Source organism: Luteibacter sp. CQ10, from assembly GCF_040900725.1.
GTDB lineage: Bacteria > Pseudomonadota > Gammaproteobacteria > Xanthomonadales > Rhodanobacteraceae > Luteibacter.
In genome coordinates, this window is sequence record NZ_JAEUYM010000002.1 from 1 (window position 1) to 23,490 (window position 23,490).

The 23,490-nt window shown below is 66.9% G+C and carries 21 protein-coding genes; 10 read left to right on the plus strand and 11 right to left on the minus strand.

Translation table 11 applies throughout. The features are described from left to right. Nucleotides 1-233 precede the first annotated feature (233 nt). On the plus strand, nucleotides 234-686 hold the full coding sequence (locus JNG39_RS08895) for a DUF192 domain-containing protein (RefSeq protein WP_368310838.1): 453 nt from the start codon (nucleotides 234-236) through the stop codon (nucleotides 684-686). A gap of 245 nt (nucleotides 687-931) precedes the next feature. Here the strand turns inward: JNG39_RS08895 and JNG39_RS08900 are convergent, their stop codons facing one another. Continuing rightward, on the minus strand, nucleotides 932-1,123 hold the full coding sequence (locus JNG39_RS08900) for a rubredoxin (protein WP_368310839.1): 192 nt from the start codon (nucleotides 1,121-1,123) through the stop codon (nucleotides 932-934). Between the two features lie 96 nt (nucleotides 1,124-1,219). Between JNG39_RS08900 and thiE the strand changes: the two genes are divergently transcribed. Both thiE and hemL read left to right on the plus strand, forming a co-directional pair. Next, a complete protein-coding gene (thiE, locus tag JNG39_RS08905; RefSeq protein ID WP_368310840.1) occupies nucleotides 1,220-1,867 on the plus strand; it encodes a thiamine phosphate synthase in 648 nt (215 codons plus the stop codon). Then, entirely contained in the window at nucleotides 1,864-3,147 is a 1,284-nt protein-coding gene (gene hemL / locus JNG39_RS08910; RefSeq protein ID WP_368310842.1) for a glutamate-1-semialdehyde 2,1-aminomutase, read from the plus strand. The genes thiE and hemL overlap by 4 nt, the downstream gene beginning before the upstream one ends. Nucleotides 3,148-3,221: 74 nt before the next feature. Here hemL and JNG39_RS08915 read toward each other — a convergent pair whose 3' ends face one another. The 6 genes from JNG39_RS08915 to JNG39_RS08940 all read right to left on the minus strand — a co-directional run bounded on the left by JNG39_RS08915 (nucleotide 3,222) and on the right by JNG39_RS08940 (nucleotide 9,839). Beyond that, complete coding sequence (locus JNG39_RS08915; RefSeq protein ID WP_368310844.1) at nucleotides 3,222-4,475, minus strand: acetylornithine/succinylornithine family transaminase; 1,254 nt, start codon at nucleotides 4,473-4,475, stop codon at nucleotides 3,222-3,224. Between the two features lie 396 nt (nucleotides 4,476-4,871). After that, complete coding sequence (locus JNG39_RS08920; protein WP_368310846.1) at nucleotides 4,872-6,206, minus strand: sigma-54 interaction domain-containing protein; 1,335 nt, start codon at nucleotides 6,204-6,206, stop codon at nucleotides 4,872-4,874. Between the two features lie 197 nt (nucleotides 6,207-6,403). Beyond that, nucleotides 6,404-7,219 carry an SDR family oxidoreductase gene (locus JNG39_RS08925; RefSeq protein ID WP_368310848.1) on the minus strand — a complete coding sequence of 272 codons (816 nt, stop codon included), beginning with the start codon at nucleotides 7,217-7,219 and terminating at the stop codon, nucleotides 6,404-6,406. Between the two features lie 7 nt (nucleotides 7,220-7,226). After that, nucleotides 7,227-7,829, minus strand: coding sequence for an LON peptidase substrate-binding domain-containing protein (locus JNG39_RS08930; RefSeq protein ID WP_368310849.1), 603 nt, complete (start codon nucleotides 7,827-7,829; stop codon nucleotides 7,227-7,229). 10 nt (nucleotides 7,830-7,839) lie between these two features. Beyond that, a complete protein-coding gene (gene mpl, locus JNG39_RS08935; protein ID WP_368310851.1) occupies nucleotides 7,840-9,198 on the minus strand; it encodes a UDP-N-acetylmuramate:L-alanyl-gamma-D-glutamyl-meso-diaminopimelate ligase in 1,359 nt (452 codons plus the stop codon). A 59-nt stretch (nucleotides 9,199-9,257) separates the two neighbouring features. Continuing rightward, a complete protein-coding gene (locus tag JNG39_RS08940; RefSeq protein ID WP_368310852.1) occupies nucleotides 9,258-9,839 on the minus strand; it encodes an adenylate kinase in 582 nt (193 codons plus the stop codon). Nucleotides 9,840-10,035: 196 nt separating this feature from the next. Between JNG39_RS08940 and JNG39_RS08945 the strand changes: the two genes are divergently transcribed. After that, complete coding sequence (locus tag JNG39_RS08945; RefSeq protein WP_368310854.1) at nucleotides 10,036-11,292, plus strand: 6-phosphofructokinase; 1,257 nt, start codon at nucleotides 10,036-10,038, stop codon at nucleotides 11,290-11,292. A 113-nt stretch (nucleotides 11,293-11,405) separates the two neighbouring features. On the opposite strand, the gene JNG39_RS08950 is transcribed toward JNG39_RS08945, so the two are convergent. Both JNG39_RS08950 and JNG39_RS08955 read right to left on the minus strand, forming a co-directional pair. Then, nucleotides 11,406-12,815 carry a UdgX family uracil-DNA binding protein gene (locus JNG39_RS08950; protein ID WP_368310856.1) on the minus strand — a complete coding sequence of 470 codons (1,410 nt, stop codon included), beginning with the start codon at nucleotides 12,813-12,815 and terminating at the stop codon, nucleotides 11,406-11,408. Then, nucleotides 12,815-14,059 (minus strand): putative DNA modification/repair radical SAM protein, encoded by a 1,245-nt coding sequence (locus JNG39_RS08955; protein ID WP_368311901.1) that lies wholly within the window; start codon nucleotides 14,057-14,059, stop codon nucleotides 12,815-12,817. Before JNG39_RS08955 ends, JNG39_RS08950 begins: the two co-directional genes overlap by 1 nt. A 51-nt stretch (nucleotides 14,060-14,110) precedes the next feature. Here JNG39_RS08955 and JNG39_RS08960 point away from each other — a divergent pair, with 51 nt between their 5' ends. The 6 genes from JNG39_RS08960 to ppa all read left to right on the plus strand — a co-directional run bounded on the left by JNG39_RS08960 (nucleotide 14,111) and on the right by ppa (nucleotide 21,580). Beyond that, complete coding sequence (locus JNG39_RS08960; protein ID WP_368310857.1) at nucleotides 14,111-15,397, plus strand: amidohydrolase family protein; 1,287 nt, start codon at nucleotides 14,111-14,113, stop codon at nucleotides 15,395-15,397. A 121-nt stretch (nucleotides 15,398-15,518) separates the two neighbouring features. Beyond that, nucleotides 15,519-15,932, plus strand: a complete 414-nt coding sequence (locus JNG39_RS08965) for an RcnB family protein (protein ID WP_368310858.1) — start codon at nucleotides 15,519-15,521, stop codon at nucleotides 15,930-15,932. A 15-nt stretch (nucleotides 15,933-15,947) separates the two neighbouring features. Next, nucleotides 15,948-16,355 (plus strand): RcnB family protein, encoded by a 408-nt coding sequence (locus tag JNG39_RS08970; protein ID WP_368310860.1) that lies wholly within the window; start codon nucleotides 15,948-15,950, stop codon nucleotides 16,353-16,355. Between the two features lie 181 nt (nucleotides 16,356-16,536). Further along, nucleotides 16,537-18,585 carry a sodium-translocating pyrophosphatase gene (locus JNG39_RS08975; RefSeq protein WP_368310862.1) on the plus strand — a complete coding sequence of 683 codons (2,049 nt, stop codon included), beginning with the start codon at nucleotides 16,537-16,539 and terminating at the stop codon, nucleotides 18,583-18,585. A 168-nt stretch (nucleotides 18,586-18,753) separates the two neighbouring features. Next, complete coding sequence (locus JNG39_RS08980) at nucleotides 18,754-20,877, plus strand: prolyl oligopeptidase family protein (RefSeq protein ID WP_368310863.1); 2,124 nt, start codon at nucleotides 18,754-18,756, stop codon at nucleotides 20,875-20,877. 169 nt (nucleotides 20,878-21,046) lie between these two features. After that, nucleotides 21,047-21,580 carry an inorganic diphosphatase gene (gene ppa / locus JNG39_RS08985; RefSeq protein WP_144913428.1) on the plus strand — a complete coding sequence of 178 codons (534 nt, stop codon included), beginning with the start codon at nucleotides 21,047-21,049 and terminating at the stop codon, nucleotides 21,578-21,580. A gap of 247 nt (nucleotides 21,581-21,827) precedes the next feature. Here the strand turns inward: ppa and JNG39_RS08990 are convergent, their stop codons facing one another. Both JNG39_RS08990 and JNG39_RS08995 read right to left on the minus strand, forming a co-directional pair. After that, nucleotides 21,828-22,844, minus strand: coding sequence for a DUF2333 family protein (locus tag JNG39_RS08990; protein ID WP_368310865.1), 1,017 nt, complete (start codon nucleotides 22,842-22,844; stop codon nucleotides 21,828-21,830). 44 nt (nucleotides 22,845-22,888) lie between these two features. After that, nucleotides 22,889-23,461 (minus strand): bacterioferritin, encoded by a 573-nt coding sequence (locus JNG39_RS08995; protein WP_247373009.1) that lies wholly within the window; start codon nucleotides 23,459-23,461, stop codon nucleotides 22,889-22,891. Nucleotides 23,462-23,490: the final 29 nt, after the last annotated feature.

Consider the following 23,490-nt stretch of genomic DNA (forward strand, 5'->3'; position numbering starts at 1 on the left):
CCATTTTAGAGCATCTTTCGTTTCTGTCAACCATCTCGTCAAACTTTTTTTCGAGGTGGCTGGTGAAGCAAGAGACTGTCGCGTGGGCGTCTTTCTTCGCGACCAGAAGGAAAGTATAGGGTCAGATCGCGATTCTGTGAAGGGGTATCCCGACATATTTTTGAAAAAATTTGCACGCGAGGCCGGGTGCCCGCGTCCTAGGTACACTCGACGCCTTTCCACACTAATAAGGTATGGCGATGATCAAGCGTTTCCTCCCCGCCGCGCTATTCTTCCTGTCGGTGGGCGCCCACGCGGCGGTGGCAGGTCCGGCCGTGACGCTCCACGGACAGCGATTCTCCACCGAATTCGCCGTGACGGACGACCAGCGCGCGCTCGGACTGATGAACCGGACGCATATGGCCGCCGACCACAGCATGCTCTTCGTCTTCGCCGACGACGAGCCGCGGTCCTTCTGGATGAAGAACACCCTCATCCCGCTGGACATTCTCTACTTCGACAAGGACCTCAGGCTCGTCTCGATGCAGCTGAACGCGCAGCCCTGCAAGGCCGACCCCTGCGAGACCTATCCCAGCGACGGCAACGCGCGCTACGTCCTGGAGTTGAACGCCGGCACCGCTGGGAAGCTGGGGCTCAAGCTCGGGGAACCGTTGTCCATCAAAGGCGACGTAGGCACGGTCAAGTAAGGCTCCGGCGCCAGGCCGTGCTCGCACGGCACGCCCACGTGATAGGGAACCAGCGAGGCCGGGTCCAGCCCGGCCAGCTCGTCCCATTGGTCGTCGAAGGGAATGAATCGCTGCATGTCGGCTTCCTCCACGAAAGGGCTCGCGTTGCGCGGCCGTGGAGCCATGGAAGCAGGCATTTGTGCCCTATGGCGGGCGGAATGGGGCGAAACGCTGTCAGCCCCATCCCCTGACGCTATCGTTGCGAATCAGTCCATCTCGACCATTTCGAAGTCGTCCTTGGTGACGCCGCAGTCCGGGCAAGTCCAGGTATCCGGGATATCCTCCCAGCGCGTACCCGGCTCGATGCCCTCTTCCGGCAGGCCCAGGGCTTCGTCGTAGATGAAGCCGCAGACGACGCACATCCATTTGCGAAGGGTGGTTTCGGTGTTCTGGCTCATGGTCACGCGTACTGTGGTCTGACGGGAAGTCCTTCATTCTGTCACCCCCCGACGCGCCGGCGCCACCGCCACGCCTTCACGCCTACAGAGAAAGCCATGACCACCTTCCTCAAAACGCGACTCCAGGGCAAGGGCGTCTACGCCATCACCGACGGTCCCCGCGACGACCTCTTCGCCGCCGCCGGGGCCGCCCTCGCCGGTGGCGCGCGTATCCTCCAATACCGCGACAAGACCATCGACGCCGAACGCCGACGCGCCGAGGCCGACGAGCTGTCGCGCCTGTGCGCCCTCCACGACGCCGTTTTCGTCGTCAACGACGACGTCGCCCTGGCGAAAGCCACCGGCGGCGGCGTCCACCTGGGCCGGGAGGACGTCTCCATCGCCGAGGCCCGCGCTGAACTCGGCGCGGAGGCGATCATCGGCGTGTCCTGCTACGGATCGATCGAGCGCGCGCGCCAACTCGCCGCCGAAGGCGCCGATTACCTGGCCTTCGGCGCGATGTATCCCTCGACCACCAAGCCGCATGCCCCCGTGGCGTCGCACGACGTGTTGACGCAGGTAAAGGCCCTGGGCCTTCCGGTCGTGGCGATCGGCGGCCTGACCCCGGACAATGCCGGGGTCGTGATCGACGCGGGTGCCGACTACCTCGCCGTCGTCTCCGCCATCTTCGCGGCCGACGATATCCAGACGGCCACGCGCCGCTTCGCCGACCTTTTCGACCCTCGTCCCGGAATCCTTCGATGACCAGCAACCACGAACTCTTCGCCCGCGCCCGCCAGCTGCTGCCCGGCGGCGTGAACTCGCCGGTGCGCGCCTTCAAGTCGGTGGGCGGCGAACCCTTCTTCACGGCGCGTGCCGACGGCGCTTACCTGTGGGACGTGGAAGGCAAGCGGTACATCGACTACGTGGGCTCGTGGGGGCCGATGATCGTCGGCCACAACCATCCCGCCGTGCGCGAGGCGGTCGAGCGCGCCGTGCGCGACGGGCTGTCGTTCGGCACGCCCTGCGCCGCCGAGGTCACCATGGCCGAAGCGATCGTCACGCTCGTGCCGTCGGTGGAGATGGTGCGCATGGTCAATTCGGGCACCGAGGCGACGATGTCGGCCATCCGCCTGGCCCGTGGCGCCACCGGCCGCTCGAAGATCGTGAAATTCGAGGGCTGCTACCACGGCCACGGCGACAGCTTCCTGGTGAAGGCCGGTTCGGGCGCGCTCACGTTCGGCGTACCCACGTCTCCCGGCGTACCCAAGGCCGCCGCCGACCTCACGCTCACCCTGCCCTATAACGATATCGACGCCGCCCGCGCGCTTTTCGCCGAGCATGGCGCGGACATCGCCGGACTCATCATCGAGCCGGTCGCGGGCAACATGAACTGCATCCCGCCGAAGGACGGTTACCTCCAGGCCCTGCGTGAGCTGTGCACGGCACATGGCGCGCTGCTGATCTTCGACGAGGTGATGACCGGCTTCCGGGTCGCCCTCGGCGGGGCACAGGCGCACTACGGCATCACGCCCGACCTCACCTGCTTCGGCAAGATCATCGGCGGCGGCATGCCGGTGGGCGCCTATGGCGGTCGCCGTGACCTGATGGAACAGGTGGCGCCCGCGGGGCCGATCTACCAGGCGGGCACGTTGTCGGGCAATCCCGTGGCGATGGCCGCGGGCCTGGCCATGCTCGAACTGATCCAGGCCCCGGGCTTCCATGACGACCTGGCCGCCCGTACGGTCCGGCTGACCGACGGCATCGCCGCGGCGGCGAAAAAGCACGGCATTCCCTTCAGCGTGAACCGCGTGGGGGCGATGTTCGGCCTGTTCTTCACCGCGGAGACGGTGGAGAGCTATGCGCAGGCGACCGCCGCCGACGTATCGGCGTTCAACCGGTTCTTCCATGGGATGCTGGAGCGCGGCGTGTACCTCGCGCCGTCGGCGTTCGAGGCGGGGTTCGTGTCCAGCGCGCATTCGGATGAGGTGCTGGATGAGACGATTGCCGCGGCGGACGCGGTATTCGCCACGCTGGGCGCGTAATCGCCCGCGCCGGGCCGGGGCCGTACGCCCCGGCCTGCGCCGGGGCGACGTACCTGCGGTCGCTATCGGGGGCGTCAGGCCACCTTGGCCTGTCCCGCCACGAACTCGGCGAGCGTCGCGTGCAGGCGGTCGAGGCCTTCGGCCACTTCCTCGTCGGTGATGTTGAGCGGCGGCACGAAGCGCAGCACGTCGGGACCGGCCTGGAGCATCAGCAGGCCGTGGGCCGCGGCGATATCCAGGATGTCACCCGCCCGGCCGGCATAGGCCGGCGCCAGCACGGCGCCCAGCATCAGGCCGCGGCCGCGCACCTCGGAGAACAGGTGAAACTCGTGGTTGCACTTGTCCAGGCCCTTGCGGATGTCGTTGCCCTGGCGCTCCACGTTGAGCAGGATCGCGGGCGAGGAAATCTTGCGCAGCGCCACGCGTGCCACGGCGGCGGCCATGGGATTGCCGCCGAACGTGGTGCCATGGGCGCCGAACTGCATCACCTGCGCCACCTTGGGTCCTGCCAGCATGGCGCCGATCGGGAAGCCCGCGCCCAGCGCCTTGGCCACCGTGACGATGTCGGGAGTGACGTGGTCGTGCGCATGGGCGAACAACGTGCCGGTGCGGCCCATGCCGCTCTGGATCTCGTCGAGCACCATCAGCGCATCGTGCGTGTCGCACAGCTCGCGCACGGCTTTGAGGAAACCCGGCGCGGCGGGCATCACCCCGCCCTCGCCCTGCACCGGCTCGAGCATGACGGCGGCCACGCCGCCTTGGGCAAAGGCGTCTTCCAGCGCCGGCACGTCGTTGAACGGCACGTAGCGGAATCCGCCCGGAAGCGGCTCGTAGCCTTCCTGGTATTTGGGCTGCGCGGTAGCTGTCACCGCCGCGAGGCTGCGGCCATGGAACGAGCCCTTGAAGGTGACGATCACGCGGTTTTCGGGCGCGCGCCCCTGCGAGGCGGCCCACTTGCGCACCAGCTTGATCGCGGCCTCGTTGGCCTCGGTGCCGGAATTGCAGAGGAACACGCGCTCGGCGAACGGCGCATGCCCGACCAGTTCCTCGGCCAGGCGCAACGGCGGCTCGGTGTAGAACACGTTGCTGGCGTGCCAGAGCTTGTGGGCCTGGGCGACCAGGGCCTCCACCAGATCGGGGTCCTGGTGGCCCAGCGCGTTCACGGCGATGCCGGCGCCGAAGTCGACGTAGTCGCGGCCTTCGGTATCCCATACGCGGGCACCCTTGCCGTGGTCGAGCACCACGTCGCGGGGACGATAGACGGGCAGCCAATAGCGCTTGCCCAGGCCGATGAGGTCCGAGGGATCGGCAGGATGCGACGACGACATTGCAACGACTCCGGGCCTCGGCCGCAGCGCCGGAACCCAAGCTTGGGGACGGATGGAATCGCACGGTACGGTCTGCGGTCCGACATCGATCCGGGCCCGCGCGAACGCGGGATGCCCATCGTATAAGGCCGGAGGGGCGCCGACAACGCGCATGTAGCGCCCGTGCAACGCTTGATTAACCACCGCTACAGCGCCGAACCGCTCCCCGCGACCCGCCCCTGGCCGAAAACCCTTGGGAATCAGTGCCCGCGTCGCATGGCACGGCGATTGCTCCTTGCTTGGCGAGGCTCCCCGCCAGTGGTGTTCGTTCCTTTCGGCGACCCTGCCAAGCCGGACGGGCGAATGGGAACTCCCGGTCCCCCGAGGGCCGGGAGTTTCTCTCGACGGTGAGCGCGGTTATCGGAGCTGGTCGATGGCCAGTTGGTGTTTCTTGCAGAGGCGATAGACCGTGACCCTGGAGACGCGCAAGCGCCGGGCGCATTCGCTGATGTTGAAGGCGCTGGCCCGCAGGCAATCCATGATGGCCTCGCGCTCGGCCGACGTGCGCGCGCTGCCCAGGCTGTCGCGATCGGCACCGCGCGTCTCGGCGTTGAGTTCGAGGTCGTCGGGCGTGATGAGCGCATCGTCCGCAACCACCGCCGCGCGTTGCACGCGATTCATCAGTTCGCGAACGTTGCCCGGCCAGGAAAACGCGTTCATCGCCCGTCGTGCCGCGCTGCTGAACGTGCGCGCCCGGGTGCCGTAGTTTTCGCGGAAGGCATCCAGGAAATGCTGGGCCAGCAGGTCGACGTCGCCGGTACGCTCCCTGAGCGGCGGCATGCGCAGGCGAAGCACGTTCAGGCGATAGAACAGGTCTTCGCGAAAGCGTCCCTGGGCCACGGCCTTTTCCAGGTCCACGTGCGTGGCGGCGAGCACGCGCACGTCCACCTTGATCGACTGGCAACTGCCGATCCGCTCGATCGTGCCTTCCTGCAGCACGCGCAACAGGTTGGTCTGGGCTTCGAGCGGCAGGTCGCCGATCTCGTCGAGGAACACGGTGCCGCCGTCCGCCGATTCGAAGTGACCGATGCGGCGCGACGCGGCCCCGGTGAACGAGCCCCGCTCGTGGCCGAACAGTTCCGACTGCACCAGGTTGGCCGGCAACGCTCCGCAGTTGATCGCCGCGAACGGCTTGTCGCGACGCGGGGAGAGCTGGTGCAACGCGCGGGCGGCCATTTCCTTGCCGGTGCCCGTTTCGCCGGTGATGAGCAGGGGCAGTTCCACGGGCGCGAACTTGCGCAGGTTCTGCGACAGCGTGCGAATCGCCGGGCTGTTGCCGGTCAGCAGCGACGGCGGTTCGTCGTCGATCTCCATGTCGTCGCCGGGTACGCGGCGCAAGGCCTGGCGCAAGGCGCCCAGCGGCGCGTTGCCCTCGATGACGTGGAACGCCTGCGGCAGCAGTCGCCGCAGCGCATCGTCATCCGTCGACCCGCGGGTGCCGGTAAGGCCGATCCAGGCGAGGTCGGGATGATTTTCCTTCAGCTCGAAGAGGATGCGGGCGGCGGGTTCCGTGGCCGCGCGCAGGTCGAGCACGGCGATGGCGCGATGACCGCAGTCGGGCAAGCCACCGCCATCGTGGGCTGGATCGGCGACCACCGTTCGCCAGCCCGCCCGGATGAGACCGAAGTGTTCTTCGACGCTCGGCCTGCCTACCCACACGACGCAACGCCCTGACGTTTCCCCGCGAGACATGCCCGTTCCTCATCTGTGTCTGTGGCCTGCCGCGGCCTTCGCGGGTAGTCCGGACCCGCCACCGACACCCCCTGCCGTCGGCAAGCCCCACGCTCCACCGCCTTTTTCCAGCGATGGCGACTGGATGGGACGTTATAACGGCTTGCCGAAAGCGGCCATACGCCAAACGGGCTAACCCGTCGCGCTAACCGACGGCGTCAGAGAAACAGATCCGGCAACAAGGCCTGCGAGGGATCGACCGCGTAGCCGGAAAAGTCGCGAACGCCGGCATCGTGAAGCACGTCTTCATCGATGAAGAAACGACCGGTGGATTCACGTGAAGGCTTCGTGAGAATCGCATGCGCCGCGTTGGCGACGATCTCGGGACGCCGGCAACGTTTCGGGTCCACGCCGTCGATCATGGCGATAGCTGCCGTGGCGATGATCGTCTTCGGCCATAGCGCGTTCACCGCGACGCCGTGCGGCTCGAATTCCGGCGCCATGCCCAGCACGCAATGACTCATGCCGAACTTGGCGATGGTGTAGGCCACGTGCGACGCATACCAGCGCGGATCGAGGCTCGGCGGTGGCGACAGCATGAGCACGTGCGGGTTGTCCGCCCGTTTCAACCACGGCAGGCAGGCTTGCGTCACCATGAAGGTGCCGCGCGTGTTCACCTCGTGCATGAGGTCGAAGCGCTTCATCGGCGTGCCTTCGGTGCCGGCCAGCCAGATCGCGCTGGCGTTGTTCACCAGGATGTCGATGCCGCCGAAACGCTCGGCGGCCGTGGCGACGGCCATGCGGACTTCGGCTTCGTCGCGGATGTCCACCTTGAGCGCCAGCGCGACACCACCGGCGGCCTCGACCGCCGCGGCGGCGGTGTGGATCGTGCCGGGCAGTTTCGGGTTGGGTACGCCGCTCTTGGCCGCGATCACCACGTTGGCGCCGTCGCGCGCGGCGCGCACCGCGATGGCCAGGCCGATGCCGCGCGAGGCGCCGGTGATGAACAGCGTCTTTCCCGCCAGCGATGCCATGGTGGCCTCAGCCGCGCTGGAAGCGTGGAAGGATGTCGCGCAGCTCGGCCAGGCGCTGCAGCGGATCGTCGAGTTCGAGCATGTGCTGGCACTCCTCCGGGTCGAGCGGCAACAGTTCGCAGAGGCGGAAGCCCACCCAGCTCGCATCGTCGGCGCGGGCCGCCACGTCATGGCGCCACGCGGGCATCATCTGCTCGGCCAGCCGCTCGAGGATCGTGGCGAGCAGGCCGAATTCGGCGGGCACGGGGAGGGTTTCCTCGGTGGTCCAGGTGGCGATGTCGCCACGCACCTGGCCATCCGAACGCACCCGGGTGCGCAGCACGCGAAAGCGCAGTCCGCCCTGGGCCACGATGCCGAGCAGGCCGTCTTCACGGGTATGGAAATCGGTGATGGTGGCCAGCGTACCGACGGCGGCCGGGATGGCCGGCTGTCCGGCCTCGCGCCCGTCGAGAATCATGCACACGCCGAAAGGCCGTCCCGTGCGCGCGCATTCACGCACCAGGTCGAGGTAACGCGGCTCGAAGATGCGCAACTGGAGATGACCGTCCGGGAAGAGGACGTTCGAGAGCGGAAAGAGCGGCAGGTCGTGCGTGGGCGTGGTCGCGGCCATGCCCGTCAGTCTAACCCGCGTCGAACGCGGCAAAGAAGCGCCGCGGCGCGTTTTCGAAACCGCCGTTGGACATGAACACCACGTGGTCACCGTCACGGGCCTCGTCCACGAGCGTGGCGACCAGCGCGTCCACCGACGGCACGGCGACGCCGTGTCCGTGGAGTGCGCCGATGACCTTGGCCGCATCCCACGGCAGTTCCGGGCGTTGCAGGAACACCACGCGATCGGCATCGGTCAGCGAGGGTGCCAGCGCGTCGGCGTGGGCCCCCAGGCGCATCGAGTTGGAGCGGGGCTCCAGCGCCACGACGATGCGCGACGCACCCACCTTCGCGCGAAGCCCCGCCAGGGTGGTGGCGATGGCGGTCGGGTGATGGGCGAAGTCGTCGTAGACCGTGACGCCCCGCGTGTTGCCGATCACTTCCATGCGGCGCCGCGCGCTGGCGAAATCCGCGAAGGCCGGCAACAGGGCCACCGGATCGGCCCCGGCGGCATTCGCCGCCGCCAGCGCGGCGAGCGCATTCATCACGTTGTGACGGCCCAGGGCGTTCCAGCGAATGTCGCCGAGCACGGTGCCACCCTGCGACACCCGGAAGTGCGAACCGTCGGCCGCGAGCAGTTCGGCGCGCCAGTCGCCCGCGTCGATGCCGAAGGTTTCCACCGGCGTCCAAGCGCCCATCGCCAGCACCTCGGCGAGATAGGGGTCTTCCGCATTGACGATGAGCCGGCCGTTGCCGGGCACGGTGCGCACGAGATGGTGGAACTGGCGCTGGATCGCGGCCACGTCGGGAAAGATGTCGGCGTGGTCGTATTCGAGGTTGTTGAGGATGGCGATGCGCGGCCGGTAATGGACGAACTTCGAACGCTTGTCGAAGAAGGCCGAGTCGTATTCGTCGGCCTCGATGACGAAGGGCTTGCCCTCGCCACGCCGCGCGGACACGTCGAAATTGCCGGGCACGCCACCGATGAGGAAACCGGGCGACTGCCCCGCCCTTTCGAGCAGGTGGGCCAGCAGGCTCGTGGTGGTGGTCTTGCCGTGGGTGCCGGCCACGGCCAGCACCTCGCGGCCGCCGAGCAGGGTCTCGCCCAGCCATTGCGGACCGGAGATGTAGCGCATGCCCTCGTCGAGCATGTATTCCACGGCCGGATTGCCGCGCGTCATGGCATTGCCCACCACGACCAGGTCGGGCGCCGGTTGCAGGTGCTTCGCCTCATAACCCTGCATCAGCTGGATGCCCAGCCGCTCGAGCTGGGTACTCATGGGCGGGTAGACGTTGGCGTCGGAGCCCTCCACCGTGAGGCCCAGCTCGCGCGCGAGCGCGGCCACGCCGCCCATGAAGGTGCCGGAGATACCGAGGATATGGACGCGCATGGCTGGGCTCGAGACGCCGGAACGGCGAAAGGCCCGCCCGGGACGGCGGGCCGGTGGGATCAGGCGCTGGCGGCGACCGCGTCGTTGAGCGCGGCCTTGATGCGGGCGGTGACGTCGGCGAGGTCGCCCACGCCGTCCACCACCTTGAGCTTGCCGCGCTTGGCGTAGAACTCGGCCACGGGGGCCGTCTGGTCGGCGTAGATGGCCAGGCGCTTCTTGACCGTCTCGGGGTTGTCGTCCGGGCGGTGCTCCTTCTCGAAGCGCACCACGCAGCGATCGACGATGGCCTCGTTGGGCACCTCGAGCTTGATCACCACGTCGAGCGGCTGGCCGATGCGCGCCAGCACCTCGTCGAGCGCCGCGGCCTGGGCGAGGTTGCGCGGATAGCCGTCAAGGATGAAACCCGGCTTGGCGTCGGGCTGGCTCAGGCGATCTTCGATGATGCCCAGCATGATGTCGTCGGACAGCAACTGGCCGGCGTCCATGATGGCCTTGGCCTTCTTGCCCAGTTCGGATTCCGCCTTGATCTCGGCGCGCAGGAGATCGCCGGTGGAAATGTGCGGGATGCCCAGGTCCGCCTTGAGGACGGCCGCCTGGGTGCCCTTGCCCGAACCGGGGGCGCCGAATAGCACGAGTCGCATGGATGCTCCGTTTTTCGTCGGGCGGGAGTCCTAGGAATCGCCGCCGGACACAAGAAAATGGGTCTCAAGGTACTGGCAGGGGGGCGCGTCGTCAAACGCCTGTGGCATGGGCGTGGCAAGGCGCCGCAGCCGTTGAGCCCGCGCCGACGCGGCACGCGCTACGCTGGGGCCACTCCCACGAAGAAGGAAGCGCAGCATGGCCGCCGGCAAGATCCTCTACGCCCAGTCGGGTGGCGTCTCCGCCGTCATCAACGCCACCGCCGCCGGCGTGATCGAGACCGCCCGGGACAAGGGCATGGCGGTGTACGCCGCCCGCAACGGCATCCTCGGTGCGCTGCGCGAGGAATTGATCGACACCACCAAGGAAGCCAAGGCCTCCATCGCGGCGCTGAGGCATACGCCCGGCGGGGCGTTCGGCTCGTGCCGCTACAAGCTGAAGTCGCTGGAAGAGAATCGTGCCGAATACGAGCGCCTCATCGAGGTGTTCCGCGCACACGACATCCGCACATTTCTCTACAACGGCGGCAACGATTCGGCCGACACGGCCAACAAGGTCTCCAAGATCGGCCACGCGCTGGGCTATGAGGTGAACTGCATCGGCGTGCCGAAGACCATCGACAACGACCTGGTGGTCACCGACACCTGCCCCGGCTTCGGCTCGGTGGCGAAGTACACCGCGATATCCGTGCGCGAGGCCAGCCTCGACGTGGCGTCGATGGCCGATACCTCGACCAAGGTGTTCGTCATCGAGGTGATGGGCCGCCATGCCGGCTGGATCGCCGCGGCCGCCGGCCTCGCCGGCAACAAGGCGGGCGATCCGCCGCACGTGATCCTCTTTCCCGAAAACGTGTTCGACGCGGAGACCTTCCTCGCCCGCGTGCAGGCCACCGTCGAGAAGGTGGGCTACTGCACCGTGGTGGCGTCCGAAGGCGTGAAGGATGCCGACGGCCGCTTCCTCGCCGAATCCGGCGCGCACGACGCATTCGGCCATGCGCAACTCGGGGGCGTGGCGCCCGTGCTGGTGGCGCTGGTGCGCGAGAAGCTCGGCTACAAATGCCACTGGGCCCTGCCCGACTATCTCCAGCGCTCCGCGCGACACGTCGCCTCCAAGACCGACGTCGACCAGGCTTACGCGGTGGGCAGGAAAGCGGTCGAATACGCCGCCGAAGGCCTCAACGCCGTGATGCCGGTGATCGTGCGCAAGTCCGACGAGCCGTACAAGTGGACCATCGAGGCCGCGCCGCTGGACAAGATCGCCAACCACGAAAAGAAGATGCCGAAGAGCTTCATGTCGAAGGACGGATTCGGCATCACCTCCGCGGCCCGGAAGTACCTCGCGCCGTTGATCCAGGGCGAGGTGCCGCCGCCTTACGGTGAGGATGGGTTGCCGGTGTACGTGACGCTGAAGAACGCCTCGGTACCCAAGAAGTTGAAGAAGTTCAAGGTGGGGTGAACCGCGACCCGGGTTCGCCGATGCGATCGGCTCCCACCCCTTCGGTAGCGACGGTTCGAAAATCCGGCCTACCGAAGGGGTGGGAGCCGATCGCATCGGCGAACCACGACGCCTCAGTCATCCCGCATGAGCGCCAGGTCCCGCACGAACTCCGCATAGGCCTTCTCCCGCTCCCCGGGATCCGGCACCCGCAACAGGTACGACGGATGCACCGTCGCCATCGCCTTGCGCCCGTCGGGCAAGTCCAGCCATTCCCCTCGCTGCGCCATCAGCCGGAACGACGACCCGAACACCGCCTGCGCCGCCATCGCGCCGAGACAGACGATCCGCTCCGGCTGGATCCGGTCGATCTCCGCCGCCAGCCACGGCCGGCATGCCGCCTGCTGTTCGGCGCTGGCGCGCTTGTGCAGGCGCACCTTCCCGCGCGGTTCGAAGCGGAAATGCTTCACCGCGTTGGTGACGTAGAGCTGGTCGCGCTCGACGCCGGCTTCGCCCAAGGCACGGTCGAACAGCTTGCCCGCCGGCCCCACGAAGGGCTTTCCGGCGAGGTCTTCCTGGTCGCCCGGCTGCTCGCCGATCACCACGATGCGCGCATGCGCCGGCCCTTCACCGAATACCGTCTGCGTGGCGGGCTTCCACAGGTCGCACGCGCGGCAATCCTTCGCCTGCCTGCGCAGGGCCGTAAGACTGCCCTCGGGGGCATCGTCCACAGCCTTCTGCAAGGGCGTGATCTTCTTCCTCGGTATCGTAGGCTGTTTCTCGACCATGGCCTGCATCCTCGGCAGCGCGTCGCGCACCAGTTCGGGGATGAGCCGCGCTTCCGGCAGGTTCTTCCAGTAACGCACCGGCATCTCGCGACGCATCGCGTCCACCTTCAATCGGGCCGGATTGAAGATGCTGGCGTAATAGGTTCGCCACAGGTCTTCCAGCGCGTCGTCCGACGGCGCATCCGCGCGGCTCGCACCCGGCCCGAACGACAGGGTGGTGCCGTCCCAGTGGGCGGTGCGTGACGGCGTGAGCAACGACCAGCGCATGCCCGTGAATCGCCGCACGAAGAACGGCGCCACGCGCGTGACGATGTCGTGCGCCGGTTCGAACCACGCCACGTACACGCTCTCACCGTCCAGCTTCACCTCGCGGAAGCGGACGAAGGCCTTCATCTTGTGCATGTCGCGGCTGACCTGCTTCACGCAGGCGTGCGTCCAGGCCACGTCGTCGTCCGTGGCGACCGCCAGCAGGTGCTTCTCGCCATGGGCCAGGCGCCAGAGCATGCGATAGAGCACGGCATGACGGCGCGGGTCCGAATGCGCCAGCACACCGTTCGCGAGCGTGACGAAGTCGCGCGGCACGCCGGGGGGCCGCACGTCGCGCGGCGGCGGCAAGGCATCGTCGGCACCGAACAGTCCGCCGCTTTCCGTCTGCCACTCCACCTGCGCAGGCTCGATGCCGGCGAGCAGCAAGGCCCGCGCCTTGCTTCGCCACTCGTCGAGGCTGGACGGATCGTCGAGGGTGACGCGGTACATCAGCCGAACAGGTCGGGCTGCGCCGGTTCACGGAGGTCGCGACGCAACACCGTGCTTTCGTGATCGCCGCGGGGACGGTGGTCGATGGTTTCCACGAAGGGCGCCACCTTGCGGACCGGCACGCGCAGGCGCACGAGGTCGTCGTAACGGATGCGCTTGTGCGCGCGCATGGCGATCATCTTGTCCACCGTTTTCACGCCAAGGCCCGGCACGCGCAGGAGCATCTCGCGCGGGGCCTTGTTCACGTCCACGGGAAAGCGCTCGCGATGGCGCAGCGCCCAGCCCAGCTTCGGATCGATGTCCAGTGGCAACATGCCGCTGTCGCCCGGCGGCGCGATTTCCTCGGCGCGGAATCCGTAGAACCGCATCAACCAGTCGGCCTGGTAGAGGCGATGCTCGCGCACCAGCGGCGGCGGCTTCAGCGGAAGGATCTTCGACGCATCGGGGATCGGGCTGAAGGCGGAGTAGTAAACGCGGCGAAGCCGGTAATTCGTATAGAGGTTCGTGCTGGTCGCCAGCACGTCGCGATCGCTGGCGGTATCGGCTCCGACGATCATCTGCGTGCTCTGGCCGGCCGGTGCGAAACGCGGTGCCTTCTTTTCCGCCTTCGCCTCGTCGATGGCCAGGCGCAGCCGGCCCATGGCGCTGCGGATGTCACCGGCGTGCTTCTCGGGCGCCAGCGATTTCAGGCCGGTTTCCGTCGGCATCTCCACGTTGATGCTGAGCCGGTCGGCCCAGCGTCCGGCGGCATCGATGAGTTCAGGCGACGCGTCGGGGATGGTCTTCAGGTGGATGTAACCGCCGAAACGATGTTCCGTGCGCAACGTGCGCGCCACGCGCACGAGCTGTTCCATCGTGTAGTCGGGGGAGCGAATGATGCCCGACGACAGGAACAGGCCTTCGATGTAGTTGCGCCGGTAGAACTCCAGCGTCAGCTCCACCACTTCCTCGGGCGTGAAACGGGCACGGCGCACGTTGCTCGAACGGCGGTTCACGCAATAGGCGCAGTCGTAGACGCAGAAGTTGGTGAGCAGGATCTTCAGCAGCGAAATGCAGCGCCCGTCGGGTGCATAGGCGTGGCAGATGCCCATGCCTTCCGTCGAGCCGATGCCGCCCGTGCCGAGCGAGTTCCGGCCCTTGCCGCCGCTGGACGAGCACGAGGCATCGTACTTGGCGGCGTCGGCGAGGATGGCGAGCTTTTCGGAGATGTCCATGGGTCGGGATATGGTGCCGCAAGGGTTCATTGGGCGCGTGAAGACCCCGTCGCGCCGGTGCAACGGGCTATGATCGCCGGCATGGATCTCATCATTCGACACGCCACCCTTCCGGACGGCCGCCGCGACGTCGACATCGGCATCCGTGACGGCCGTTTCGCCGCCGTTCGTCCCGGCCTCGACGCCACCGGCACGGAAGAGATCGACGCCGGGGGCCGACTGGTGTCGCCGCCGTTCGTCGACGCGCATTTCCACATGGACGCCACGCTCTCGCTCGGCCTGCCGAGGCTGAACGCCTCGGGCACCCTGCTCGAAGGCATCGCGCTGTGGGGCGAACTCAAACCCGAGCTCACGGTGGACGCCCTGGTGAACCGCGCCATGGCCTACGCCGACATGGCCGTGGCCCAGGGCCTGCTCGCCATCCGCAGCCACGTCGACGTATGCGACGACCGTCTGCTCGCGGTGGACGCCCTGCTCGAAGTGAAGCGGCGCGTGGCGCCGTACCTGCACCTGGAGCTGGTGGCCTTTCCGCAGGACGGCCTGCTTCGTTCGCCGAACGCGAAGGCCAACCTCGTGCGCGCGCTCGACCGCGGTGTCGACGTGGTCGGCGGCATCCCGCATTTCGAACGCACGATGGACGACGGCGCGGCATCCATCCGCTGGCTGTGCGAGCTGGCCGCCGAACGCGGCCTGCGCGTGGACATGCATTGCGACGAATCCGACGATCCCCTGTCGCGGCACATCGAAACCCTGGCGGCCGAAACGATACGCACCGGCCTGCAGGGGCGCGTCACCGGATCGCACCTGACGTCCATGCATTCTATGGACAACTACTACGTGTCCAAGCTGCTGCCGCTCATCGCGGAAGCCGGCGTGCACGCCATCGCCAATCCGCTGATCAACATCACCCTGCAAGGCCGGCACGATACGTATCCGAAACGTCGCGGCATGACCCGCGTGCCCGAGCTGCTGGCGGCCGGCGTCAACGTGGCCTTCGGCCACGATTGCGCGATGGACCCGTGGTACGGCATGGGCTCGGGCGACATGCTCGAGGTGGCGCACATGGGCCTGCACGTGGCGCAGATGACGTCGATGGAGGGCGTGTCCCGGTGTTTCGACGCGGTCACCGTCAACGCCGCGCGCATGCTGGGACTCGACGACCACGGCATCGCCGAAGGCCGGCGTGCCGATCTCGTGCTCCTGCAGGCCGGCGACGTGCACGAGGCCATCCGGCTGCGCGCGAACCGCCTGCTGGTGATGCGTGAAGGACGCGTGCTGGCGCGCTCGGCTGAACGGAAATCGTCGCTGTATCTTGCAGAACGCCCGCCGGAGACGGGCCTGGAATTCCGGCCGGGCTCGATTAGCTGAACAGGTTTTCGCGTCAGGCGCAGAAACTCTCTTTCATGAACCTTTCGGTTCAGGATTCCATTCCTAGGATGCGAATCGTCGACCGGCCTCACGGCATGACGGTCGTCTTGGGAGACGAGCCATGAAAACCTTCTTGCGTACCACCCTTGCCACGCTGGCGTTGGCCACCACCACGGTAGCGTTCGCCGCACCGGACCACGACCACGGCTGGCACGACCGGGGGCGCCATGGCTACGACCACCACGACCGCGGCTGGCATGGCCACCGCCCGCCGCCGCGTCCGTATTACGGCCACGACCGCTACTACCACCACGCGCCGCCGCGCTATTACGGCCCGCGTCCGTACTACGGCCCGCATTACGGCGGCCGTTGGGAACGCGGTCACCGCTACTACGGCCAACGCGTGGTGATCAACGACTACGGCTACTACCGCCTGCGTCCGCCGCCGCGTGGATCCTACTGGGTACGCGACAACAGCGACTTCCTGCTGGTGGCGGTCGCCACCGGCGTCATTCTCGATATCGCCACACGCTAAACGGAGACACCTCGTATGAAGATGCTGGGCAAGCTGGTTTTCGCCGTCGCCGCCGCTGGCGTCATCGCCCCGGCCTTCGCCTTCACGCCGTCGCCGATCCAGGACCATCGCGACTGGCATGACGACCACCATGACGATCGCCACGACGATCATCGTGACTGGCACGACGACCATCATCGCGGTCCTCCGCCCCCGCCGCCCCACGTGGTGGACCATCGTGGACCGCCGCCGTGGGCGCACCACCATTGGGAACGCGGCCATCGTTACGACGGTCGCGTGATCGTGGTCGACCGCTGGCACGACTACCGCGGATTGCGCGAACCGCCGCGCGGCTACCACTGGGTGCGTGACGACGACGACGGCCAGTTCCTGCTCGTCGCCGTCGCCACGGGCATCATCGCGGACATCGTGCTTCAGCAGTAATGCGTCATTCCCGCGAACGCGGGAATCCAGGGCTGCATCGCTCGGATGATTGCCGAGGCTCCGGATTCCCGCGTTCGCTGGAGCGCCGACGACGTGGCGCAGCGCACAACAGGTTTCCCCGCCTTCCCTGCCTATACTCGGATCGAGCCCTGCCGGGCTCCCACAATTCGGGGAGGCTTCGATGCTGCAACAGTACGGTTTATGGATCGCGCTGGGATGTGCGGTCGTGGCGATTCTGTACGGCGCATTTTCGGTCAGTTGGGTACTGGCCAGATCGCCGGGCAACGAACGAATGCAGGAAATCGCCGCGGCCATCCAGGAAGGCGCCCGCGCCTACCTCAACCGCCAGTACGCCACCATCGGCGTGGTCGGCATCGTGCTTTTCCTGCTCATCGGCATCTTCCTCGACTGGGGCACCGCCATCGGTTTCGCGCTGGGGGCGATCCTCTCGGGAGCCGCCGGCTATATCGGCATGAACGTCTCGGTTCGTGCCAACGTGCGTACCGCCGAGGCCGCCAGGAGCGGCCTTTCTTCTGCCCTGGCGGTGGCGTTTCGCGGGGGCGCGGTCACCGGCATGCTCGTGGTGGGGCTGGGCCTGCTCGGCGTGGCCGGCTATTACGGCGTGCTTACCCACATGGGCTACGAACGCGGCCACGTGCTGCACGCCCTGGTCGGCCTCGCCTTCGGTTCGTCGCTGATCTCGATCTTCGCCCGCCTGGGCGGCGGCATCTTCACCAAGGGCGCCGACGTGGGTGCCGACCTGGTGGGCAAGGTGGAAGCGGGCATCCCCGAAGACGATCCCCGCAATCCGGCGGTGATCGCGGATAACGTCGGCGACAACGTGGGCGACTGCGCCGGCATGGCGGCCGACCTGTTCGAAACCTACGCGGTGACGCTCATCGCCACCATGTTGCTGGGCGGCGTGCTGGCGACCGAGACGGGACCCTCGGGCATCCTCTACCCGCTGGTGCTGGGCGGGGCGTCGATCGTGGCCTCGGTGATCGGCACGTTCTTCGTGAAGACCCGCGGCGGCAAGATCATGAACGCGCTCTACGCCGGCGTGTTCGTCTCCGCCTTGCTCGCGGCCATCGCCTTCTGGCCCATCACGCAATCGTTGATGGCCGATTCCGCGTACGGCACGGGACGCATCTACGGCTGCGCGATCATCGGCCTGGTGCTCACCGGCGCCATGGTGGTGATCACCGAGTACTACACCGCCACGGAATACAGGCCGGTGCGCCACGTGGCGCAGTCGTCCACCACGGGACACGCGACGAACATCATCGCGGGCCTGGGCGTGTCGATGAAGTCCACGGCGTTGCCGGTGCTGGCGGTGTGCGCGGCGATCTGGGGCGCGTTCGCGCTGGCCGGCCTCTACGGCATCGCCATCGCCGCCACGGCGATGCTCAGCATGACCGGCATGGTGGTGGCGCTGGATGCCTACGGCCCGATCACCGACAACGCCGGTGGTATCGCCGAGATGGCCGAACTGCCGGCCGACGTGCGCGGCGTCACCGACCCGCTGGATGCCGTGGGCAACACGACCAAGGCCGTGACCAAGGGCTACGCCATCGGCTCGGCCGGCCTGGCCGCGCTGGTGCTGTTCGCCGACTACACGCACAACCTCGGCCTGCACTTCGGCGGCGCGGAAGTGCGCTTCGACCTCTCCAACCACTACGTGATCATCGGCCTGCTGATCGGCGGCCTGATTCCGTACCTGTTCGCCGCCATGGCGATGGAGGCGGTGGGTCGCGCCGCGGGAGCGGTCGTCGAGGAGGTGCGGCGACAGTTCCGTGAGATCGCCGGGATCATGCAGGGCACCACCAAACCGGACTATTCCCGCGCGGTGGACATGCTTACCCGCTCCGCCATCCGGGAGATGCTCGTACCCTCGCTGCTGCCGGTGCTGGTACCGGTGGTGGTGATCTTCGGCTTCAAGTGGCTGGGCGGCCCCGAAGCCGGCGCGCAGGCGCTGGGCGGCGTGCTGATCGGCACGATCGTCACCGGCCTGTTCGTGGCCATTTCGATGACCACCGGCGGCGGCGCCTGGGACAACGCCAAGAAGTACATCGAAGACGGCCATTTCGGCGGCAAGGGCTCGGATGCGCACAAGGCGGCGGTCACGGGCGACACGGTGGGCGATCCGTACAAGGACACGGCCGGCCCGGCGGTGAATCCGTTGATCAAGATCATCAATATCGTGGCGTTGCTGTTGATTCCGTTGCTCTGAGGCGACCTGGATTCGCCGATACGATCGGCTCCCACCCCTTCGGTAGCCACCTCGCTACCGAAGGGGTGGGAGCCGATCGTATCGGCGAACCCTAGGGCGAAAGTCATGGGTCGTCCTCGAGGCTGCCTGAGCTAAGGTCACGGGAATCGATCGCCTCAAGGGGTTCCCATGCATCACCGCTGGATTGCGCTGGCCATTGCCCTCACATTGTCGGGCATGACCCAAGCCCACGACCTCCCGAAAACCCCCGCCCCGGCCGCCCAGGCCGCCGGCGACGACGAAAACCTCTGGCTCGACGACATCGACGGCGCCAAGCCCCTTGCCTGGGTGAAGGCGGAGAACGCCAAGACCGTCGAAAAGTACGCCCAGGGCGACGACTTCAAGACCCTCGACGCGCGCATCCTGGAGATGCTCGATTCGGACGCGAAGATCCCGATGGTCTCCAAGATCGGCGACCGCTATTACAACCTCTGGCGCGACAAGGACCATCCCAAGGGCCTCTGGCGGCGCACGACCCTGGCCGAGTACCGCAAGGACAAACCCGCCTGGGAAACGGTGATCGACCTCGACGCCCTTTCGGCCAGCGAAAAGGAAAACTGGGTGTGGCACGGCGCCACCTGCCTGAAACCCGAGTACCGCCGATGCCTCGTGTCGCTGTCGCGCGGCGGTGCCGATGCCGACGTGGTCCGTGAGTTCGACCTCACCACCAAGACCTTCGTCAAGGACGGCTTCACCCTGCCCGAGGCCAAGAGCCAGGTCGCCTGGATCGACGACGACCACCTCTACGTCGCCACCGATTTCGGCCCGGGCTCGATGACCGATTCCAGCTACCCGCGCATCGTCAAGGAATGGAAGCGCGGTACGCCGCTGTCCAGCGCCACCACGGTGTACGAGGGCAAGCACGACGACATGGCCATTTCGGCGTTCCGCGACCGCACGCCCGGTTTCGAGCGCGACTTCGTGCAGCGTGCGATGGACTTCTACACCAGCCAGACCTTCCTGCGCGGCAAGGACGGCAAGCTGACGAAGATCGACGTGCCCGACGACGCCATCACCGACGTCGAGCGCGAATGGCTGCTGATCGAACTGCGCACCGACTGGACGGTGGGCGGCACCACGTACGCGTCCGGCTCGCTGCTGGCCGCGAAGTTCGACGACTACATGGCGGGCAAGCGCGAGCTGGTGCCGCTGTTCACGCCCGACGCGCACACCTCGCTCGCCGGCTACTCGTGGACGCGCCACCACCTGTTCCTCAACCTCATGCACGACGTGGTGAGCGAGGTGCGCGTGCTGACACCGGCCGACAGGGGTGCGTGGAAGAGCGATGCGCTGGGCGGCGCGCCCGCGCTCAGCGCCATGCAGGCCATCGGCATCGATGCCGACGACAGCGACGACTACTTCCTCACCGTCACCGGCTTCCTGCAGCCGACCACGCTCTACCACGGCACGCTCGGCCATGAGGGCCGCGACGCGCTCAAGCACACGCCGACCTTCTTCGACGCCTCGAACTACGTGGTCACCCAGCACTTCGCCACCTCGAAGGACGGCACGAAGGTGCCTTACTTCGAAATCGCGCCGAAGTCGCTGAAGACCGACGGCAGCAACCCGACCCTGGTCTACGGCTACGGCGGTTTCGAGATCTCGTTGCAGCCGGCCTACGCGGCGAGCGCGGGGCGCGCCTGGCTGGAAAAGGGCGGCGTCTACGTGGTGGCCAACATCCGCGGCGGCGGCGAGTACGGTCCGCGCTGGCACCAGGCGGCGATGAAGGCCAACCGTCCGCGTGCCTACGAGGACTTCGCGGCCGTGTCGCAAGACCTCATCGACCGGAAGATCACCCGCCCGAAGCACATGGGCATGATGGGCGGCAGCAACGGCGGCCTGCTCGCGGGCAACATGCTCACCAAGTACCCGCAGCTCTACGGCGCCGTGGTGAGCCAGGTGGCCCTGCTCGACATGAAACGCTATCCGCACATGTCGGCCGGCGCGTCGTGGATGGCCGAATACGGCAACCCTGACAACCCCGAGGAATGGAAATTCATCCAGACCTTCTCGCCGTACCACAACCTGCACAAGGGCACGGCCTACCCGCCGGTACTGTTCACCACCTCCACCCGCGACGACCGCGTGGGTCCGGTGCACGCCCGCAAGATGGCCGCCCGCATGCAGGCGATGGGCCTGGACGCGAGCTTCTACGAGAACATGGAAGGCGGCCACGGGGCCGCGGCGGACAACAAGCAATCGGCGTTCATGAGCGCGCTGGCGTACGTGTGGCTTTGGGATCACCTGAAGTGAGCGGAGGGTGAGTCGGCCATGAACCCTAAGTGCAAGCCGGCACAGTGATTTCTCCGGCTTGTACTTACGGTTTACGCTTTACGAGCCGCCCATCGGGCGGCTGACTTACCCGCGCGCCGCCGCTATCCTTGGGGGCTGACCACCTCCACGAACCTAAGGAACCCGCCTCATGGGCCTGCACCTCGTCCCCGCCGGCAAGAACGTGCCAGACGACATCAACGTCATCATCGAGATCCCCAAGGACGCCGAGCCCGTCAAGTACGAGGTCGACAAGGACAGCGGCGCGATCTTCGTCGACCGCATCCTCTCCACCCCGATGCGCTACCCGTGCAACTACGGCTACGTGCCGGGCACCCTGGGCGGCGACGGCGATCCGCTCGACGCGCTGGTGATCCTGCCCCTTTCCCTGGTGCCGGGCTCGGTGATCCGCTGCCACCCCGTCGGCATGCTGAAGATGACCGACGAAGCCGGTTCCGACGAAAAGCTGCTGGTGGTGCCGGTCGAGAAGATCTTCGCCGGTTACGCGCACATCAGGGACATCGGACAGGTATCCGGCCATTGGCTGGAGCGCATCGGCCACTTCTTCGAGCACTACAAGGATCTGGAGAAGGGTAAGTGGGTCAAGGTCGACGGCTGGGTCGGCGCCGACGAGGCCAAGGCCGAGATCACGGCGGGTATCGAGCGGTATAAGGCGTCGAAGTAAAGAAAGAGAGCCCGCCGGAGATGGCGGGCTTTTTCGATGTGTCGCCGTCGCCTGCCCTTACGCCTCGCGCTGGGTTCCCCTGCTTCCTCAGGGGCAGGCTCTGCGTACGCAGGAACGACGGTATGCAAGATTCACCGTGGCGCGCAAACAACCTCACGTCGTTCCTGCGCACGCAGAGCCTGCCCCTGCGGAAGCAGGGGAACCCAGCGCCGTGAACTGAGTTTTCGCGGCAACGGTGATGCGGCTTTTAGCCCCGCCCGAGCAATCCCCGCAAATCGATGATCGCCGCGTTCGCCCGCGAGATGTAGTTGGCCATCACCAGCGAATGATTGGCGAAGAACCCGAACGGCGAGCCGTTGAGCACCACCGGGCTGCCGAGCGATTTCTGCGATTCCTCCAGCTCGCGGATCACCTGCTGCAGGCTCGCGTCGGCGTTCTTCGAACGCAGGATCGGCGCGAAATCGTGGCGGATCGCCTTGAGCTGTTCGAGCAAGGTCCACGTGTAGCCGCGCGCCTCGTAGAAGTTGTCGTCGATCTTGTTCCAGGGCGTCTTCACGTAGACCGCCTTCGCCGGCCCCGCGTTGGCGCCCACGTCGGCATTGGGCGCGGCATCGACCTTGAGCTGGCCCACGCTGGCCGATAGCCGCTGCGAGAGCGAACCCAGGCGTGCCGAGACCGTCTGCAGGTAATCGGCCAGGTTGTCGGCGCGGGCATAGAAATGCGCGTTGCCGTCCTGGGCGTCGCTCAACCGGCCGAGGTAATCCTCCAGATCGTCCACCGCCTTGCCGTACTGCGACTCGGAACTGGGAAACAGCCAGCGGTCGTTCGGGCTGTTGAGCAACGGATCGGCTTCGCCCAGCGACTTGTCTTCGGTGGACTGCGTCTGCGAACGGCTGAAATCGTTGCGCAAGGCGCGCGCGAGATCGCGCGAGGCCGTCAGCGAGCCGAATTCCCAGTTGGGGATGTTGTCCATGAACACCCCGGGCGGCAGCCGGTCGTTGCTGAGGTAGCCGCCGCGCTTGTCGGTGAGGGTTTCCACCGAGCGGATCAAAGCGTAGGTGGTGACGGCGCCCGTGGACATCGGGCGGCCGATCTCCTTCATGTGCGTGGTGGTCGCCGCCACCGGATCGAACTGCTCCGGCTCGGTGTCCCACCACCACATGAGGATCAGCACCAGGAGCACGAGGATCGCCACCGGCAGGGCGACCACGAGGCTCAAGGGGTTGCGTCGGCGCCGGGGCGCGGGGGCGGCGGTCGCGTTCATGACGATGCTCCTTATGTTGCGAACGATGGCCCCAGCTTACCCGGTCAGTGCTTCGCGGGCGCGGCCGGCTCACCCTTCTTGCCGAGATTCTCCAGTAGCGTCGCCATGTCCTCGGCGTGTTCCTCTTCCTGCGCGAGGATGTCTTCCATGATGCGGCGCGTGGTCGGATCGTCTTCGCCGATGTAATTGACGATGTCGCGGTAGCTGTCGATGGCGATGCGCTCGGCGACAAGGTCTTCCTTGATCATGTCGACCAGGTCGACGCCTTCGACGTAATCGGCATGACTGCGCGACAGGAGACCTTCCGGATTGAAATTGGGCGTGCCGTCGAGCTGCGTGATGCGCTCGGCGATGCGGTCGGCGTGCTCCTGCTCCTGCTGGGCATGCTCGAGGAACTCGGCTTTCACGCTCTGCGAATGGATGCCCGGGGCCATGTAGTAGTGATACTTGTAGCGCAGCGTGCAGACGATCTCGGTGGCGAGCGCTTCGTTGAGCAGCTTGATCACCGTTTCGCGGTCGGCACGGTAGCCCGCCGTGATGGCGCCCTTGTCGATGTGCTCGCGGGCGCGTCGGCGGATGTTTTCGATATCGCTTACGAATGGCTTGGGATTGGCCATGGCCTGGTCTCCTTCGGAGCGTGGGATCG